The sequence below is a fragment of the Enterobacter sp. SST3 genome, from assembly GCF_000286655.1.
In the GTDB taxonomy this organism is placed as follows: Bacteria; Pseudomonadota; Gammaproteobacteria; order Enterobacterales; family Enterobacteriaceae; genus Enterobacter; species Enterobacter roggenkampii.
On sequence record NZ_ALNS01000044.1, the window covers coordinates 1 to 16,393 of the forward strand.

Consider the following 16,393-nt stretch of genomic DNA (forward strand, 5'->3'; position numbering starts at 1 on the left):
CAGCAGGGCAATGCGCTGATGCCCCAGCGACAGCAGATGCTCAACGCCCAGATGTGCCCCCTGTACGGCGTTAAATACGAGGCTGTTTACCTGTGCTGAAGGCGAGACATCAAGGAACAGCACCGGGACAGGCGATGCCAGCGCCCTGAGCGCTTCGGCGTCAGGATCGTCGAGCGGAACGTTTACCAGTAGCGCGTCCACCCGCTGCGCCAGCAGCGCCTGAAGCGCGCCCTGACACTGCGTCGGCTGCTCCACCATCGAAATGAGGACGCTCGCCCCCTGTTCCGCCGCCCGTGATTTCACGGCCGACACGATTTGCGAGGGCGCATGCAGGGCCAGATCGGTGGTGATGAGACCCAGCGTGCGGGTGCGTTTACCCGCCAGCTGCTGCGCGCGCAGGTTAGGCACGTAGTGTAATTCCGCCATCGCCTGCTGTACCTTTTCCCGCGTGCGGGCAGACACATGCTCCGCGTTGTTAATGACGCGAGAGACGGTTTGATAAGAAACCCCCGCAAGGAGGGCAACGTCATAGAGAGTGATTGCTTTCATGCATTGTGGCATCGCGTGAGTCGTAGTGCATCATTGTTGCACAGCGACGCCGTTAAAACATGTGAGCGCTTCGCAAAATTAAACACCCCGCTCCGGCTGCGCAATTTCAGCAACGCTCGGCTTCTGGCGGAACCAGGGCAGACAGAGCTGGATAAGTGGGCCAATGGTCAGGGCGTACACTACCGTTCCCACCCCAAACGTGCCGCCAAGCACGCACCCAATCAGCAGGACGGACACCTCAATGGAGGTACGCACGCTGCGAATGGACCATCCCAGCCGGGCATGAATGCCGGTCATCAGGCCGTCGCGCGGGCCTGGCCCAAAACCGGCGCCGATGTACATGCTGGTCGCAATTGCGTTCATCACGATACCCGACACCAGGAAAGCGATGCGCACAGGTAACGAGTCCAGTTCCGGGATCAGCGCCATGCTGGCATCCGCCGCCAGACCGATACAAATCACGTTGCTGATGGTGCCCAGGCCCGGCATCTGGCGCAGGGGGATCCACAGCAGCAGCACCGCAGCACCGGTTAAAATGATCACCATTCCGATAGTCATCCCCAGCTGTATCCCCACCCCAAGGTGAAAAACATCCCAGGGATCGACACCCAAATCGGAACGAATAAACATCGCGGTGGACAGGCCATACAGCCCTAAACCGACATAGAGTTGTAGCAGACGACGTACCATTTTTATCTTCTCCAGTGAACCAGACTTTCATCCTGACCTAAAATGGCACTATGATTAATGTCCAGTTTTCAAATAGTGGACTGCACATGTCGTCACGTCGCTTCGGAAGCCAGTCTCTGGTACGCCTTTTAGGCCACTGGCAGCAAACCTCATCCCGCACGCCGCTCTGGCGACAGCTGGCCGATGCGCTGCGCCTGTTAATCCTTGACGGACGTCTGGCATTGAATACACGGCTACCGGGGGAGCGCGAGCTGGCCACGGCGCTGGACGTGAGCCGGACCACCATCAGCAGCGCCCTCGCCCATCTGCGCGAGGAGGGATATCTTGAAAGCCGCCACGGCAGCGGGTCACGCGTGATCCTCCCGGATACGCGCGCCGTTCCCACGCTTTCCGCGGCGAGTGCCGCACTGGATCTCTCCACTGCCGCCCTCAATGCCGGGCCGGAAATCCACCAGGCGTATACCCACGCGCTCACGGCCATTACGCAGCACCTCGCGCTGACGGGTTACGATCAGCTAGGGCTGCCGACGCTGCGGGAGGCCATCGCTGCGCGCTACACCGCGCGGGGCCTTCCCACCCGCGCGGACGAAGTAATGGTGGTCAATGGCGCCGTCAGCGGCTTCGCGCTGGTCCTGCGGATGATGGCCGGGCCCGGGGATCGCGTCGTGGTCGATCATCCCACCTATCCGCTGGCGATTGCCGCCATTCAGGGCGCGCAGTGTCGGCCCGTGGGGGTGTCGCTGCCGGAAACGGGCTGGGATACGGACGGCTTCGCCGCCACGCTTGCCCAAACCGCGCCGCGCCTGGCGTACCTGATGCCTGATTTTCATAACCCCACCGGGCGCTGCATGGATGTCGCGACCCGTCAGGCCATTACCGACATTGCTGCGCAAACCCGTACGACGCTGGTGGTGGATGAAACGATGGTGGATCTCTGGTTTGACGCCCCTCCTCCGCCCCCGCTGGCCTCCTTTAACCCGCAGGCCACCGTCATCACCTTAGGTTCTGCCGGAAAAAGCTTCTGGGGCGGGCTGCGTCTCGGCTGGATCCGCGCGTCCTCGCGCACGATCGCCACGCTTGCCCAGACGCGCGATACGCTGGATTTAGGCTCGCCGCTGCTGGAACAGCTGGCGGCGCTGTGGCTCATCAACAACAGCGAGACGTTTCTACCCGCACGCCGCAAAATGCTGGCGGAACGACGCGATCGATGCGGTGAACTGCTGCGTGAACATTTCCCGGAGTGGACATTCCATGAAGCAGAGGGCGGGCTCTCATACTGGATTGAGCTCCCCGGCATGCTGGCGACGCAGCTTGCCGCGCGGGCTGAGATTCTGGGGATAAATCTGGGGACCGGTACGCGGTTTGGTTTATCGGGTGCGTTTGACCGCTATTTGCGGATGCCCTTCTCGCTCGAGCCGACAGAGCTTGAACAGGCGCTGCTGAGGATTAAACCGTTATGGCTCGCCCTGAATAAAAACGTGCCAGCCGTTAAACGCAGCGTGATTTAATAGCAAAAAGTTTGAAGCCGATCATAAAAAATAAAAACAGCTGACTGTCATGGATACAGTCAGCTGTTTTCACCAGTCAGGAATTAATGCTGAGCAGGAATAGGAAACCCTTTCAGTGAAATAACGAAGTTTTCACCGTCTTTCTTTATTTTTGCGCCAGTATCACACCAGTCAGACGCAATACGAAAGAACTCATCACTTCCGACATTCCAGCCAAGACGTACATGCTTCACGTAGCCTGAACGCAACAAATCGCAGGCCTCTTTGTAGTCACTGGCAGTTGACAGTTGTTGTTTCATTTTTTCTTCTTCAGAAGTTTACGTAGAGCCTTGATTTCTTTAGGAGTAAATGGAGAAACATTCTCTTCTTCCGTATGCTGATTATCAATATCCTCTTCCGATACTCCCGCCTCTTCTACTGCCTCGAACGCCAGCAGCAGCAGTTTCTCTGTCGTCACGCTTAAATTCTCGTTATTCACTTCCGCATAGTGGCGAAGCCTTTCTTTTAGCGCGTCATCAATCTTAACGTTTAATACCGCTGTAGCCATGTTTGTCACTTCCCTTCGGAATAAGTACTTTATTTAATACACGAAGTTAACAATGTTATCCAGATATATATTTTTTTGAAGTATGGCAGAAAATAGACGTCCGATTATAAAATGCCAGTCTATTATTACAGGTTTATGACAATAATATTTCAGCGCGATGAAATATATATTACATGCTATAGGCTTAATCTTATTAGGGAATAACGTCCAGGGAAGAGGCAAAAATCAGGGAAGAACGCAGAGGCTCAGAAATGGGTGGGGGCCCTGCCAGCTACATCCCGGCACACACGTCGTCTGCCCTGGCTGCTTCCTTCCGGACCTGACCTGGTGAACAGAGTAGCGTTGCGGGAGAACCAACAGAGCCCCCATTGAGAGCGTTGATAACCAACGCGCTGGCGCATTATCCCTGTGCGAAGGCCCAATTGCAAGCCGCCAGGAACCGGATGCTGGTTTCTTGCGCAAACAGGCGCAGCAATCAGGGCGATCTTCGTTTACCATGGCTCTCCAGAAACTCCCCGCAGGTGAAAGTATGGACGAGCAGGACTCTTTTCCACAGCGCGTATGGCAAATCGTGGCTTCAATCCCGGAGGGCTATGTCACCACCTATGGTGATGTCGCGCGCCTGGCCGGTTCCCCGCGCGCGGCGCGACAGGTTGGAGGCGTCCTGAAACGGCTGCCGGAAGGCAGTACGTTGCCCTGGCATCGAGTGGTGAACCGTCATGGCGCCATCTCACTCACCGGGCCGGATCTCCAGCGGCAGCGTCAGGCGTTACTTTCAGAAGGGGTGCAGGTGTCAGGGTCGGGTCAGATCGATTTACAGAAGTACCGGTGGGTGTACTGACCCCTCTCCCGAAGGAGAGGGGAATAACCCTATTACATCTGCGTCGGTGGGGTTGGCAGAGACGGCTGATTGGTTTGCGGTGCGACCGGCACTTCGGTCTGCTGTACTGGCACCAGGTTCAGGTCGATTTTGGTTCCACCGTTGTTAATCGCTTCCTGGACCGTATCGGTGATAAACACCAGCTTACCGTTGATGGTGACCGCTGCGCTCAGCAGAATACGGGCATTAGGCTGCACGTCCGACGGGTTATACGGCAACACGAAGCTAAACGGCGCCTGCTTGCCTTCAGTACGGACGGCACGCTGGGCCACGACTTTCGACGGCGCGTCGGCCAGGGAAGCATCAGACAGCGTCACCGTTAATACCGCATCCGGCGGCAACGCAACTTTCTGTTTAATCCAGATGGTACCGGAAACGTTAGGCTGCTGAATGGACTGCTGCGAAAGGGTATTAATCCCGTTCGGGTCAGCTGCTGGCACTGGCACCTGGGCGCTCTTACCGGCACAGGCGGACAACGCCACCGCAATCGCTACACCACTTAGCATAGGCACGAGTTTCATTGAAGTCTCCTTATCATCAATGCACCAGCGGGATCGATCCCATCCGATGTCGTTTCAATCACATAACGTTTTTAAGTGTGGCACAACTCACTGATTAATGCCTGAAATCATCCCGATATTCAGATTATTCTACCCATCGGACCACTTTCATTTCTGCGTTATACTCTGCCTATCTTTCGCTACGGGGTTTATTGAGGACAACTATGAGTCAGGCACTGAACAATCTGCTGACATTACTGAATCTGGAAAAAATTGAGGAAGGACTCTTTCGCGGACAGAGCGAAGATTTAGGCTTACGCCAGGTCTTCGGTGGGCAAGTCGTTGGACAAGCGCTGTACGCTGCAAAGGAGACTGTCCCGGCAGACCGTCTGGTGCATTCATTCCACAGCTACTTTTTACGCCCTGGCGATAGCGCGAAACCCATCGTGTATGACGTTGAAGTTCTGCGAGACGGCAACAGCTTCAGCGCGCGCCGCGTCGCGGCCATCCAGAACGGTAAGCCGATCTTTTACATGACCGCCTCTTTCCAGGCGCCGGAGCCGGGTTATGAGCATCAGAAAGTCATGCCCCCTGCCCCCTCGCCGGACGATCTCAAATCGGAAACGGATATCGCTCGCGCATTGGCGCATCTGCTGCCGCCGCAGGTTAAAGAGAAGTTTCTCTGCGATAAGCCGCTTGAGATCCGCCCCGTCGAGTTCCACAACCCGATGAAGGGCCACACCGCCGAGCCAAAGCGTCAGGTGTGGATCCGCGCCAACGGCAGCGTGCCGGAAGATTTCCGCGTCCATCAGTATCTGCTAGGCTATGCGTCTGACTTCAACTTCCTGCCGGTGGCGCTGCAGCCGCACGGCGTCGGCTTCCTCGAAAAAGGGATGCAGGTCGCGACGATCGATCACTCGATGTGGTTCCACCGTCCCTTCAACATGAACGAGTGGCTGCTCTACAGCGTGGAGAGTACGTCGGCATCCAGCGCCCGCGGGTTTGTACGTGGGGAGTTTTATACTCAGGACGGCGTGCTGGTCGCTTCAACGGTGCAGGAAGGGGTGATGCGTAACAGAGGTTGATGTAAAAAGCCCGGTGGCGCGACGCTTACCGGGCCTACGTTTTGTGCTGTTGTAGGCCGGGTAAGGCGAAGCCGCCACCCGGCAAGACACTCAGATCATGCGTTATACGCATTCTCGCCGTGGCTGTTCACATCCAGACCTTCGCGCTCCTGCTCTTCCGGTACGCGCAGGCCGACCGTCATGTCCGCCAGCTTGTAGCCGATGAAAGCGACGACCGCAGACCACACCACGGTGATAGCGATGCTTTCCAGCTGCACCAGCACCTGATGAACCATAGTGACGCCTTCTGCGTAGCCCACGCCACCGAGCGATTTCGCCGCGAAGATACCGGTCATGATACAGCCGACAATCCCGCACACGCCGTGCACGCCGAACACATCGCAAGGGTCATCCACGCGCAGAACTCGTTTCAGTGCGGTGACGCCCCACAGACCCGCCAGACCCGACACCAGGCCGACCAGCAGCGCACCACCGACACCGACATAACCACACGCAGGGGTGATACCAACCAGACCGGCAATCGCACCTGAACAGGCCCCCAGCAGGGAAGGTTTACCGCGCACCGCCCACTCGCCAAACACCCAGGAGAGGATTGCACCCGCCGTGGCCACAACGGTGTTCACGAAGGCCAGCGCGGCGATTTCGTTGGCCGCACTTGCTGAGCCGGCGTTGAAGCCAAACCAGCCAAAGTAGAGGATCGCAGTACCGGTAAAGACCATCGGCAGGTTGTGCGGTTTGAACGCCTCTTTACCGAAGCCCACGCGTTTGCCAATCAGATAAGCGCCCACCAGACCCGCGACCGCGGCGTTAATGTGGACAACGGTACCGCCCGCGAAGTCCAGCGCGCCGTGCGTGGCCAGCAGACCACCGCCCCAGACCATGTGCGCAATCGGCACATAGGAGAGCGTCAGCCAGACCACCACGAAGATCAGGACCGCAGAGAAACGAATGCGCTCGGCGAGCGCGCCCACAATCAGCCCGACGGTAATGCAGGCGAACGAGCCCTGGAACGCCACGTGAATATACTGATAGAAGCTGCCCATCAGCGCGGTCAGTTCAATGTTTTTCAGCATCACCCAGTCGAAGTTACCAAAGAACGCGTTACCCGTGCCGAACGCCAGAGAGTAACCGTAAACCACCCAAAGCACGCAGACCAGTGCAAACGTCACGGCAACCTGCGTCAGCATGGAGAGAACGTTTTTGCCACGGATCAGACCGCCGTAGAACAGCGCAATGCCCGGAATGGACATAAACAGCACCAGCGCGGTGCTGATCATCATAAAGGCGTTATCGGCTTTGTCGGCCACCGCAGGGGCAGCAGCCAGCGCCAGGCCCGGCAGCAGCGCCAGCGAACCCAGACCCGTTTTAAGTGTTGCTATCTTCATTTTCTCGATCCCTATCACTGTGTGCCAGGCGTTAATTACAGTGCCGCTTCGTCAGATTCGCCGGTACGGATGCGAATGACGCGCTGCAGTTCGGCAACGAAAATTTTGCCGTCGCCAATTTTGCCGGTGTAGGCCGCTTTGCTAATGACATCAATGACTTCATCAAGCTGATCGTCAGCAATCGCGACATCAATTTTTACTTTTGGCAGAAAGTTAACGCTGTATTCCGCCCCGCGATAAAGCTCGGCATGACCCTTCTGACGACCAAAGCCTTTCACTTCGGTGACAGTCAGTCCCTGAATACCCATTGAAGACAATGCTTCACGCACGTCTTCGAGTTTGAATGGTTTGATTACAACCGTAACCAGCTTCATAGATCCCCTCCAGTCAGAATTCGGTAATGGCCGCAGCTTACGCGGAAGGTATTGCAAGGGATGTGCCAGAAATGAAAACGTGAGGGAATCGCGGTGCGATGTGCGTTACACGGTTCTGATAAATGAACCGGTGAAAAAAAACGCACCATGCCGGTGCAGGGTGCGTTTCAGTTTTGCACCAACAGGAATGACTGTTAGCGCGGCGCCTCATTTTAGTGCATCAGGCGCTAAGGGACTCTTCATCACGCACGCTGGCGGCCAGCTCTTCGCCCGCCAGCTGCAGCTGGTACATCTGCCAGTAGCGCCCTTGTGCTTCCAGCAGCTCGCGGTGCGTACCGCGCTCCACGGCCTGTCCGCGATGCAGCACCAGAATCGTGTCCGCGTCGACGATGGTGGAGAGCCGGTGAGCAATCACCACCAGCGTCGTATGGTCGCGTACGGCGGCCAGCGCCTGCTGAATCGCCTGCTCGGTTCCAGAATCTATGCTGGCCGTGGCTTCGTCCAGAATCAGCACCTGCGGCGTTTCAATCAGGACGCGCGCCAGCGCCAGGAGCTGTTTTTGCCCCACGGAGAGGTTGTTGCCCTGCTCGCCCAGCTTGGTGTTGATCCCGTCGCTAAACCCGCGCGCCAGCTCTGCCAGCTGCACCGTTTCCAGTACCGCCCAAACCTGCGCTTCTGAATAGTCCCGTCCCAGGGTTACGTTGGCGTAGAAGGTATCGGCCAGCACGACCGGATCCTGCTGCACCATCGCAACGCCTTTGCGTAACACCGTGTGGCTGAGCGACGCGAGCGGGCGTCCGTCGAGGCGGATTTCGCCTTGCGTGACCGGATAGTAGCCCATCAGCAGGCTGGCGAGCGTGCTTTTACCGCTGCCGGTATGGCCCACCAGCGCGACGAAACCGCGTGACGGCACATCGAGCGTAATGTCCTGCAGCACCAGACGGTCTTCGCGATAGGCAAACGAGACGTTATCAAAGGTGATAGCCCCGCTTTGCAGAGGTCGCTCGTCATTGCCGTAGGCCTGGCGCGGCCTGTCCATCAGCTCAAAGACGCGCTCACCGGCGACAACCGCCTGTTGCAGCATCGATTGCTGCGTAGTGAGTTCGATCAGCGGCTCGTTAAGGCGTCCCAGATAGCTAATGAAAGCGTACAGCACGCCCACTTCAATCGTACCGTTTGCGCTCAGGCCAAAGAGCATCAGCAGCCCGCAAAGCACCAGCGCCGAGAACAGGCTCAGCAGCGGTCTCAGCAGGAAACCGTCCAGGCGCAGCGTCTGCATACGCGCCATATAGTGCGAACGGCTGGCTTCGCCCATGCGCTCGCCAAAGCGCGCCTGCTGGCGGAACTGCTGGATGACGCTCATGCCGTTGATCACTTCGTTGAAGCCATCGTTGATATCGGCCAGATAGGCGCGCACCCGGCGCACAATTGGCGTGCTGTAACGCTGGTAAATCACCATGACGATCAGCACCGCCGGGAAGATGGTGATCGCCACCAGCGCCATGCGCCAGTCGAGGCTGAACATCGCCACCAGCATCGCGCCAATCAGCGCCGCGCTGCGCAGCACGGTTGCCACCACGGTGACATACAGATCGCGGATCACCTCGGTATCGTTGGTCACGCGCGAAATCACCTGCCCGACCGGCTGGGTATCAAATTCGCTGAGCGGCTGGCGAAGCGCCGCGTCCATCACATCGGTACGCAACTGCTGAACCACGCCTACGGCTGCACGGTTAAACAGCAGCGACTGCGCATAGTGCAATCCTGCCGCCGTCAGCTGTAAGCCAACGTAGGCCACGCCTAATCCCGCCACCAGCCCGAGCGGCAGGTAGCTTTTGGCGACCATATTGTCGATGAAGTAGCTGATGAGCAGCGGCCCGCTCACTTCGGCAATCGCCGCAATCCAGAGTAAAAGCACAGCAACGGAGAGCGGTTTACGCCACGGCGAGCCGTAGGCCAGCAGACGTTTGAGCGTCGGCCACATCGTTCCGAGCTTACGCATTGGCGGCCTCCTCATCCTGCTCCGGCGCATCATCCAGCGCCGCCTCAAGCTGCTGATAACGGTACATATCGCGATACCAGCCCGGCTGCTCTGCCAGCGCGTCATGCTGCCCGCGCTGGGCAATATGGCCGTGCTGCAAAACCAGAATTTCGCTGGCTTCGGTGAGCGCTGACAAACGGTGGGCACTGATAATTATCGTGCGTCCGTCGCCCCACTGGCGCAGGTTATGCAGGATCTGATGCTCGGTACGGCCGTCCACGGCGGAGAGCGCATCGTCCAGAATCAGGATCTCGGCATTGAGCAGCAGCGCGCGGGCAATGGAGATACGCTGTTTTTGCCCGCCGGACAGCATGACGCCGCGTTCCCCGACTTCGGTGTCGTAGCCCTGCGGCAGGCGCAAAATATCATCATGTACGCTGGCTAAACGCGCCACATGCTCGATCTCTTCCTGCGTTGCTGCCGGGCAACCAAGCGCGATGTTGTTCGCCACGGTGTCAGAAAAAAGAAACGGCGTCTGGCTGACAACCGCCAGGCGACCACGCCACTCATCCAGCAGCAGGCTGGTGAGCGGAATATCATGGAAGCGAATATCGCCCTCGGTGACGTCAAAGTGGCGCTGGAGCAGCGACAGCACGGTGCTTTTACCGGATCCCGTCGGGCCGCAGATGCCGAGCATCTGGCCCGGCTGAAGGGTAAAACTGACGTTCTCCAGCACCGGATGTTCCGTTTGCGGATAGATAAACTTGCGGACGTCGACTTTCATGACGCCGCGTCCTTCCGGCAACGCTTCGCTGCCGTCATTGACCACCGGCGCTTCGGCCAGCATGGCGCGAATACGGCTGTAGGCGGCGCTGCCGCGCTCCACGATGTTAAACATCCAGGCCAGCGCCAGCATCGGCCAGATCATCAGCCCCAGATACATGGCAAAGCTGGTCAACTGGCCCAGGGTGAGCGTGCCCTGCACCACCATCCAGCTACCGCCGCCAATCGCCAGCATATTTGCCATGCCAATTGCGATATAAATCGTTGGATCAAATCGCGCGTCAATACGCGCGACGCGCATGTTTTTCGCCCCCGTGTCGGCCGCATCGGCGGCAAACAGCGCGGACTGCCGGTCTTCCAGACCAAACGCTTTAATCATGCGGATGCTGGTCATGCTCTCCTGGGTGCGATCGTTCAGCGACGAAAACGCCGCCTGCGCCAGCTTGAAGCGCTCGTGCAGCTGTTCGCCGTAGCGATTGATCGCCAGCGCCATGAGCGGCATCGGCAGCAGCGCCAGCAGGGTCAGCTGCCAGCTGATCTGCGTTGACATGACGATCAGCACCGCGCAGCCCATTACCAGCGAGTCCACCAGCGTCAGCACCCCTTCCCCGGCGGCAAAGACCACGCGATCGACGTCGTTAGTCGCGCGCGCGATAAGATCCCCGGTGCGATGGCGCAGATAAAATTCGGGATGCTGTCGACTCAGCTGGCGATAAAAATCTTCACGCAGCTCAACGGCCAGCTGATAGGACGCACCAAACAGCAGCACGCGCCAGACGTAGCGCAGCAGATAAACAATGACCGCCGTCAGCACCAGCGTGCCAACCCACATCAACACCCGTGCGGTGGTGTAATGCTGTTCGGTGACGCCATCCACGACGTAGCCCACCACTTTCGGCGGGATCAGCTGCAGGATAGCAATGATAATAAGCAGGGCGACTGCACCGAGGTAGCGTTGCCACTCCCGACGAAAGTACCAGCTTAATTGGGCAAATAATCGCACGCGGTTTGTTCCTGAAGGTATTTTACGAAGTTATTCAATGGGTAATGCTGTGGTGTATTTAATCTGTTCCATAGCGAAGCTTGAGGTGACGTCCGATAACCCCGGCACGCTGTTCACCAGCCGCTTGTAGAAGTCATCATAACGCTTCATGTCGGCCACCTGGACGCGCATCAGGTAATCGTACTCGCCGGCCATACGCCAGAAACCGAGCACTTCGGGCATCTCAGACACCTGGGTAACGAAGCGGCAATACCACTCGCTGCTGTGATGCTGGGTTTTTATCAGCACAAATGCCGTCAACCCAAGCCCCAGTTTTTCAGGATCTAACAGCGCGACGCGCCCCAGAAGAATACCGTCATCTTCCAGCTTCTTAAGCCGCTTCCAGCACGGGGTGGTGGTCAGATTAACGGCATCTGCCAGCGCCTGCAAAGAGAGGGTACAGTCACTTTGCAGCAATGAAAGGAGCTTGCGGTCAATTTTATCTAGCATACTCACCTCACAGAGAAAATTTTTCTCCCTTAATTCTATTTTAAAGGCCAGATAGCAACAATTTTTTCTGTGCTTTTCGCTATGCTAGGCACAAAATGACAAACGGATAACGACGATGAATAGCACCTGGGTTAAACATGCGATCAGCGAAATCAATGCCGACTATCAGCGCTCGGCGGATACGCACCTGATTCGCCTTTCCCTGCCGGGATTTGACGGCATTCAGCTCTATCTGAAAGATGAAAGCACTCATCCTACCGGCAGCCTGAAGCATCGCCTGGCGCGCTCGCTGTTTTTATACGGTTTATGTAACGGCTGGATTAAAGAAGGCACCACCATCATTGAATCCTCTTCCGGTTCAACGGCGGTGTCCGAAGCCTATTTCGCCCGCCTGCTGGGCCTGCCGTTTATTGCGGTGATGCCCTCCTGCACCGCAAAACGCAAAATCGAACAGATCGAATTTTACGGCGGTCGCTGCCACTTTGTGGAAAGCGCCTGCGAAATCTACGCCGCCTCTGAAATGCTGGCTCGTGAGCTGAACGGCCACTATATGGACCAGTTCACCTTCGCCGAGCGCGCAACGGACTGGCGCGGGAATAACAACATTGCCGACAGTATTTTCCGCCAGATGACCCACGAACCGCATCCGGTTCCGTCCTACATTGTGATGAGCGCCGGTACCGGCGGTACGTCAGCCACGATCGGACGCTATATCCGCTGTCAGGGTTACGATACCCAGCTGATGGTAGTTGACCCGCAGAACTCCGTGTTCCTCGACTACTGGCAAAACCGCGATGCCGGTCTGCGCAGCCCGGTGGGGAGTAAGATTGAAGGGATTGGCCGTCCGCGCGTTGAGCCCTCTTTCATCCCCGACGTTGTGGACGAGATGATGCGCGTGCCGGATGCCGCCAGCGTGGCAACGGCGCACTGGCTGGAAACGCAGCTGGGCCGCAAAGTGGGCGCCTCGACGGGCACCAATATGTGGGGCGCGCTGCAGCTTGCCGCACGTATGCGCGAAGCGGGACGCACCGGTTCCATCGTCACGCTGCTGTGCGACAGCGGCGAGCGTTATCTCGAGACCTACTACAATGCGGAGTGGGTGCAGGCCAACATCGGTGATATCGCCCCCTGGAAGGCGCAGATTGCTCAACTGCTGAAATAAAAAAAGCCAGACCGAAGTCTGGCTTGCTGGAAGGGTCTCACTATTCGGGGGAATATGGGAGGTTGTTATTGTCCAGCCAATGCGTCAAAAAATGGGACACTGCTTCATTACGGCAGTGACCGATAACCGGCAGATGGGGAAGTTCTGCTTTCAGCTGCGCCATCGCATTCCCCATGATCAGACCGCGACCTACGCTACCCAGCATTTCGCGGTCGTTCATGGCGTCACCGAACGCCATACACTCCTGCAGCGTTAATCCCAGGTGGTCGCTCAGCACCGCCAGAGCGGAACCTTTGTTGCAGCCCACCGGCAGCACTTCCAGGCAATCCACCGCCGAGAAGGTCAGGTGCGCCCGGTCGCCCAGCGCCTCATTCAGTTGGATCCGTAAGCGACAGAGATCGTCGTGATCGCCGCAGAAGCAGATCTTGGTCACCGCATGGGCGGGGATCCGACGCAGATCGATAAGCTGGTATTTAAAACCGCTATACACATGCGCGTGCAATAATTCCGGGATGTCGCTTCCGGTAAACCAGCCCCGATCGTTAAAGACGTGGATGCTGGCCTGCGTGTCCCAGGTACTGTGCAGCACGATATCCGCCACTTCCGGGTTGAGATCCTGTCGGTACAGCACATCGCCTTCTACAGAGTGAATTCGCGTCCCGTTGCCGGTGATCAGAAAGGCATCGAGGGCAAACGCGCCCAGCAAATGGCGCATTTCCAGAACATGACGCCCGGTGGCAAACGTCAGGGTGACATTACGCTCGTGCAGGCGCTTCAGCGTGTTCAGGGTTTTCTCCCCTAAACGGTGATCCGGCATTAACAGCGTACCGTCCATATCAAATGCAGCGAGCCGAGCCATGATTACTCCCGAAATGTGATGCGGTTAACTTGTGCATCAGTATCGTGTGAGATATACGGAAGTAATAGTGAATAGATGAGAATTATTGTTCCGGGTTTCTTATGCGCCAGCTTAACCGTCTTAACCAGTATCAACGCCTGTGGCAACCTTCCGCTGGCGCGCCGCAGCAGGTAACCGTAAATGAACTTGCCAGCCGCTGCTTTTGTAGCGAGCGACATGTCCGTACTCTGCTGCGTCAGGCCCAGGAGGCGGGCTGGCTGACCTGGCGCGCGCAATCCGGGCGAGGAAGGCGCGGTGCGCTGACGTTTCACGTCACTCCGGAATCACTGCGCAATACGATGATGGAAGAAGCGCTAAAAAGCGGGCAGCAGCATAACGCCCTCGAGCTGGCGCAGCTTGCTCCCGAAGATTTGCGTGCGCTGCTGCACCCGTTTTTGGGTGGGCAGTGGCAAAACGACACGCCGACGCTGCGCATTCCCTACTACCGCTCACTGGAGCCGCTTCAGCCGGGCTTTTTACCGGGTCGGGCAGAGCAGCATCTGGCAGGGCAAGTCTTCTCAGGTTTGACGCGATTTCACGGCAACAGCAGTGAGCCGACGGGCGATCTGGCGCATCACTGGGATGTGTCGGATGATGGACTGCGCTGGCATTTCTACATTCGCTCCACGCTGCACTGGCATAACGGCGATAAAATTGAAACGGCGCATCTCCAGCGAAGCCTGACCGCGCTGTTGACGCTTCCCGCCCTGCGCACTCTGTTTCAGAGCGTCCTCTGTATCGAAACAACGCATCCGCAGTGCCTGACGTTTACGCTGCATCATCCGGACTACTGGCTGCCGCACAGGCTGGCAACCTACTGTAGCCGTCTGGCGCATCCCGACCATTCGACGATTGGCAGCGGCCCCTTTCGGCTGGTCGCCTTTGAACCCGACCTGGTTCGTCTGGAAAGCCATGAGCAGTACCACCTGAGCCATCCGCTGCTCAAAGCCATCGAATACTGGATCACACCCCAGCTTTTTGATCACAGGTTGGGTACCAGCTGCCGTCACCCGGTGCAAATCGCGATTGGTGAGGCCGACGAGCTGGAAAGTCTGCGGCTGGTAAGCAGCAGCACCAGCCTGGGGTTCTGTTACCTCACGCTAAAACAGAGCGCACGCCTGAGTGAGAACCAGGCAAAGCGGCTGATTAATATCATTCATCACTCCAGGCTTCTCCACACGCTTCCGCTAAACGAGGGGCTCATCACCCCCACCGGGGAACTGCTTCCCGGCTGGACAATCCCCGAATGGACTGATTTAACCGATGTTGCCCTGCCTGAAGCACTGACGCTGGTTTACCATCTTCCCGTTGAGCTTCACACCATGGCCAGCCAGTTGAAGACGTACCTGGCGCTAGAGGGTTGTGAGCTGACCGTCATCTTTCATGACGCCAAGACGTGGGACGGATGCCAGCAGCTTGCCGAAGCAGACATCATGATGGGCGACAGGCTGATTGGCGAAGCGCCAGCGTATACGCTTGAGCAGTGGCTGCGCTGCGATACGCTTTGGCCACACGTGTTAAGCGCACCGGCGTACGCCCATTTGCAAGCCACGCTGGATGCGGTACAGACTCAGGCCGAGGCTCGGGATCGGCACGCGGGCCTGAAGGCCATTTTTAGCCGATTAATGGAAAATGCGGTGCTGACGCCGCTCTTTAATTATCAGTATCAGATCAGCGCGCCGCCGGGCGTGAATGGGATTCGCCTCAACACCCGCGGCTGGTTTGATTTTACCGAAGCCTGGCTGCCCGCCCCCAAATCGTGAAGAAGCTGGTCGCCGCCACAGGCAGACGGTAACATAACGTTTTTACCGTAACAGTCGAGATGATTTATGAAACGTGCCGTCGTCGTGTTCAGCGGAGGACAAGACTCTACTACCTGCCTGGTCCAGGCTCTTCATCAGTACGATGAAGTTCACTGTGTCACTTTCGATTATGGTCAGCGTCATCGCGCTGAGATCGACGTTGCCCGTGAACTGGCCCTGAAACTGGGCGCACGCGCGCACAAGGTGCTGGACGTTACGCTGTTAAATGAACTGGCCGTGAGTAGCCTCACCCGGGACAGTATTCCCGTCCCGGACTACGAACCCGATGCCAGCGGCATTCCGAATACCTTCGTGCCGGGCCGCAATATTCTGTTCCTCACCCTGACGGCAATTTATGCCTACCAGGTAAAAGCCGAAGCGGTGATCACGGGCGTGTGTGAAACAGACTTCTCCGGCTACCCGGACTGTCGTGATGAGTTCGTGAAGGCGTTAAATCACGCCGTCAATCTGGGGATGGCGAAAGAGACGCGCTTTGAAACCCCGCTGATGTGGCTGGATAAAGCCGAAACCTGGGCGCTGGCCGACTACTGGGGCAAGCTGGACCTGGTTCGCAGCGAAACCCTTACCTGCTACAACGGCATTAAAGGCGACGGTTGCGGCCAGTGCGCCGCCTGTAATCTGCGCGCTAACGGGCTGAACCACTATCTTGCCGATAAAGCCGGCGTGATGGCCGCAATGCAGAAAAAAACCGGGCTTAAATAGGGCGACCTGACCGTGCTGTCGCATAACAGGTGTC

The 16,393-nt window shown here is 57.6% G+C and carries 16 protein-coding genes, 1 other RNA gene and 1 pseudogene; 6 read left to right on the top strand and 12 right to left on the bottom strand.

The genetic code is table 11. The features are described 5' to 3' along the window. Both B498_RS01365 and B498_RS01360 read right to left on the bottom strand, forming a co-directional pair. Nucleotides 1-549, bottom strand: a 549-nt coding sequence (locus B498_RS01365) for a LacI family DNA-binding transcriptional regulator (RefSeq protein WP_008503295.1), incomplete at its 3' end; no start/stop codon positions are given. A 78-nt stretch (nucleotides 550-627) separates the two neighbouring features. Further along, entirely contained in the window at nucleotides 628-1,239 is a 612-nt protein-coding gene (locus tag B498_RS01360) for a YczE/YyaS/YitT family protein (protein WP_008503296.1), read from the bottom strand. An 86-nt stretch (nucleotides 1,240-1,325) separates the two neighbouring features. Between B498_RS01360 and B498_RS01355 the strand changes: the two genes are divergently transcribed. Then, complete coding sequence (locus B498_RS01355) at nucleotides 1,326-2,747, top strand: PLP-dependent aminotransferase family protein (protein ID WP_008503297.1); 1,422 nt, start codon at nucleotides 1,326-1,328, stop codon at nucleotides 2,745-2,747. Between the two features lie 83 nt (nucleotides 2,748-2,830). Here the strand turns inward: B498_RS01355 and B498_RS01350 are convergent, their stop codons facing one another. The 3 genes from B498_RS01350 to ffs all read right to left on the bottom strand — a co-directional run bounded on the left by B498_RS01350 (nucleotide 2,831) and on the right by ffs (nucleotide 3,653). After that, entirely contained in the window at nucleotides 2,831-3,046 is a 216-nt protein-coding gene (locus B498_RS01350) for a hypothetical protein (RefSeq protein ID WP_008503298.1), read from the bottom strand. Then, a complete protein-coding gene (locus tag B498_RS01345) occupies nucleotides 3,043-3,294 on the bottom strand; it encodes a hypothetical protein (protein WP_008503299.1) in 252 nt (83 codons plus the stop codon). Before B498_RS01345 ends, B498_RS01350 begins: the two co-directional genes overlap by 4 nt. Before the next feature lie 262 nt (nucleotides 3,295-3,556). After that, an RNA gene (gene ffs, locus B498_RS22620) (signal recognition particle sRNA small type) lies at nucleotides 3,557-3,653 on the bottom strand. An 84-nt stretch (nucleotides 3,654-3,737) separates the two neighbouring features. On the opposite strand from ffs, the pseudogene B498_RS01340 reads away from it, so the two are divergent. After that, a pseudogene (locus B498_RS01340) lies at nucleotides 3,738-4,135 on the top strand (MGMT family protein). A 32-nt stretch (nucleotides 4,136-4,167) separates the two neighbouring features. On the opposite strand, the gene B498_RS01335 reads toward B498_RS01340, so the two are convergent. Next, complete coding sequence (locus B498_RS01335) at nucleotides 4,168-4,695, bottom strand: YbaY family lipoprotein (RefSeq protein ID WP_008503301.1); 528 nt, start codon at nucleotides 4,693-4,695, stop codon at nucleotides 4,168-4,170. Nucleotides 4,696-4,898: 203 nt separating this feature from the next. On the opposite strand from B498_RS01335, the gene tesB reads away from it, so the two are divergent. Then, entirely contained in the window at nucleotides 4,899-5,759 is an 861-nt protein-coding gene (tesB, locus tag B498_RS01330) for an acyl-CoA thioesterase II (RefSeq protein ID WP_008503302.1), read from the top strand. Between the two features lie 95 nt (nucleotides 5,760-5,854). On the opposite strand, the gene amtB is transcribed toward tesB, so the two are convergent. The 5 genes from amtB to B498_RS01305 form a co-directional block, all read right to left on the bottom strand. Further along, on the bottom strand, nucleotides 5,855-7,144 hold the full coding sequence (gene amtB, locus B498_RS01325; protein ID WP_008503303.1) for an ammonium transporter AmtB: 1,290 nt from the start codon (nucleotides 7,142-7,144) through the stop codon (nucleotides 5,855-5,857). Nucleotides 7,145-7,179: 35 nt separating this feature from the next. Further along, nucleotides 7,180-7,518 (bottom strand): P-II family nitrogen regulator, encoded by a 339-nt coding sequence (glnK, locus tag B498_RS01320; protein WP_008503304.1) that lies wholly within the window; start codon nucleotides 7,516-7,518, stop codon nucleotides 7,180-7,182. Nucleotides 7,519-7,738: 220 nt separating this feature from the next. Next, nucleotides 7,739-9,520 carry a SmdB family multidrug efflux ABC transporter permease/ATP-binding protein gene (locus B498_RS01315; RefSeq protein ID WP_008503305.1) on the bottom strand — a complete coding sequence of 594 codons (1,782 nt, stop codon included), beginning with the start codon at nucleotides 9,518-9,520 and terminating at the stop codon, nucleotides 7,739-7,741. Then, nucleotides 9,513-11,285 carry a SmdA family multidrug ABC transporter permease/ATP-binding protein gene (locus tag B498_RS01310; RefSeq protein ID WP_008503306.1) on the bottom strand — a complete coding sequence of 591 codons (1,773 nt, stop codon included), beginning with the start codon at nucleotides 11,283-11,285 and terminating at the stop codon, nucleotides 9,513-9,515. Before B498_RS01310 ends, B498_RS01315 begins: the two co-directional genes overlap by 8 nt. 30 nt (nucleotides 11,286-11,315) lie before the next feature. Continuing rightward, a complete protein-coding gene (locus tag B498_RS01305; protein WP_008503307.1) occupies nucleotides 11,316-11,774 on the bottom strand; it encodes an Lrp/AsnC family transcriptional regulator in 459 nt (152 codons plus the stop codon). Nucleotides 11,775-11,889: 115 nt separating this feature from the next. Between B498_RS01305 and B498_RS01300 the strand changes: the two genes are divergently transcribed. Beyond that, nucleotides 11,890-12,936 carry a PLP-dependent cysteine synthase family protein gene (locus B498_RS01300; RefSeq protein WP_008503308.1) on the top strand — a complete coding sequence of 349 codons (1,047 nt, stop codon included), beginning with the start codon at nucleotides 11,890-11,892 and terminating at the stop codon, nucleotides 12,934-12,936. A 40-nt stretch (nucleotides 12,937-12,976) separates the two neighbouring features. Here the strand turns inward: B498_RS01300 and cof are convergent, their stop codons facing one another. Further along, entirely contained in the window at nucleotides 12,977-13,795 is an 819-nt protein-coding gene (cof, locus tag B498_RS01295) for an HMP-PP phosphatase (protein ID WP_008503309.1), read from the bottom strand. Between the two features lie 101 nt (nucleotides 13,796-13,896). Here cof and B498_RS01290 point away from each other — a divergent pair, with 101 nt between their 5' ends. Together B498_RS01290 and queC are read left to right on the top strand one after the other, a co-directional pair. Beyond that, nucleotides 13,897-15,597 carry an SgrR family transcriptional regulator gene (locus B498_RS01290; RefSeq protein ID WP_008503310.1) on the top strand — a complete coding sequence of 567 codons (1,701 nt, stop codon included), beginning with the start codon at nucleotides 13,897-13,899 and terminating at the stop codon, nucleotides 15,595-15,597. 66 nt (nucleotides 15,598-15,663) lie between these two features. Next, a complete protein-coding gene (gene queC / locus B498_RS01285; RefSeq protein WP_008503311.1) occupies nucleotides 15,664-16,359 on the top strand; it encodes a 7-cyano-7-deazaguanine synthase QueC in 696 nt (231 codons plus the stop codon). Nucleotides 16,360-16,393 lie beyond the last annotated feature (34 nt).

Coding starts and splice junctions, on each gene's coding strand:
- B498_RS01305 (WP_008503307.1), bottom strand. CDS start 11,774: ATGCTAGATAAAATTGACCGCAAGCTCCTTTCATTGCTGCAAAGTGAC.
- tesB (WP_008503302.1), top strand. CDS start 4,899: ATGAGTCAGGCACTGAACAATCTGCTGACATTACTGAATCTGGAAAAA.
- B498_RS01350 (WP_008503298.1), bottom strand. CDS start 3,046: ATGAAACAACAACTGTCAACTGCCAGTGACTACAAAGAGGCCTGCGAT.
- B498_RS01290 (WP_008503310.1), top strand. CDS start 13,897: ATGCGCCAGCTTAACCGTCTTAACCAGTATCAACGCCTGTGGCAACCT.
- B498_RS01300 (WP_008503308.1), top strand. CDS start 11,890: ATGAATAGCACCTGGGTTAAACATGCGATCAGCGAAATCAATGCCGAC.
- amtB (WP_008503303.1), bottom strand. CDS start 7,144: ATGAAGATAGCAACACTTAAAACGGGTCTGGGTTCGCTGGCGCTGCTG.
- queC (WP_008503311.1), top strand. CDS start 15,664: ATGAAACGTGCCGTCGTCGTGTTCAGCGGAGGACAAGACTCTACTACC.
- B498_RS01335 (WP_008503301.1), bottom strand. CDS start 4,695: ATGAAACTCGTGCCTATGCTAAGTGGTGTAGCGATTGCGGTGGCGTTG.
- glnK (WP_008503304.1), bottom strand. CDS start 7,518: ATGAAGCTGGTTACGGTTGTAATCAAACCATTCAAACTCGAAGACGTG.
- cof (WP_008503309.1), bottom strand. CDS start 13,795: ATGGCTCGGCTCGCTGCATTTGATATGGACGGTACGCTGTTAATGCCG.
- B498_RS01360 (WP_008503296.1), bottom strand. CDS start 1,239: ATGGTACGTCGTCTGCTACAACTCTATGTCGGTTTAGGGCTGTATGGC.
- B498_RS01345 (WP_008503299.1), bottom strand. CDS start 3,294: ATGGCTACAGCGGTATTAAACGTTAAGATTGATGACGCGCTAAAAGAA.
- B498_RS01315 (WP_008503305.1), bottom strand. CDS start 9,520: ATGCGTAAGCTCGGAACGATGTGGCCGACGCTCAAACGTCTGCTGGCC.
- B498_RS01355 (WP_008503297.1), top strand. CDS start 1,326: ATGTCGTCACGTCGCTTCGGAAGCCAGTCTCTGGTACGCCTTTTAGGC.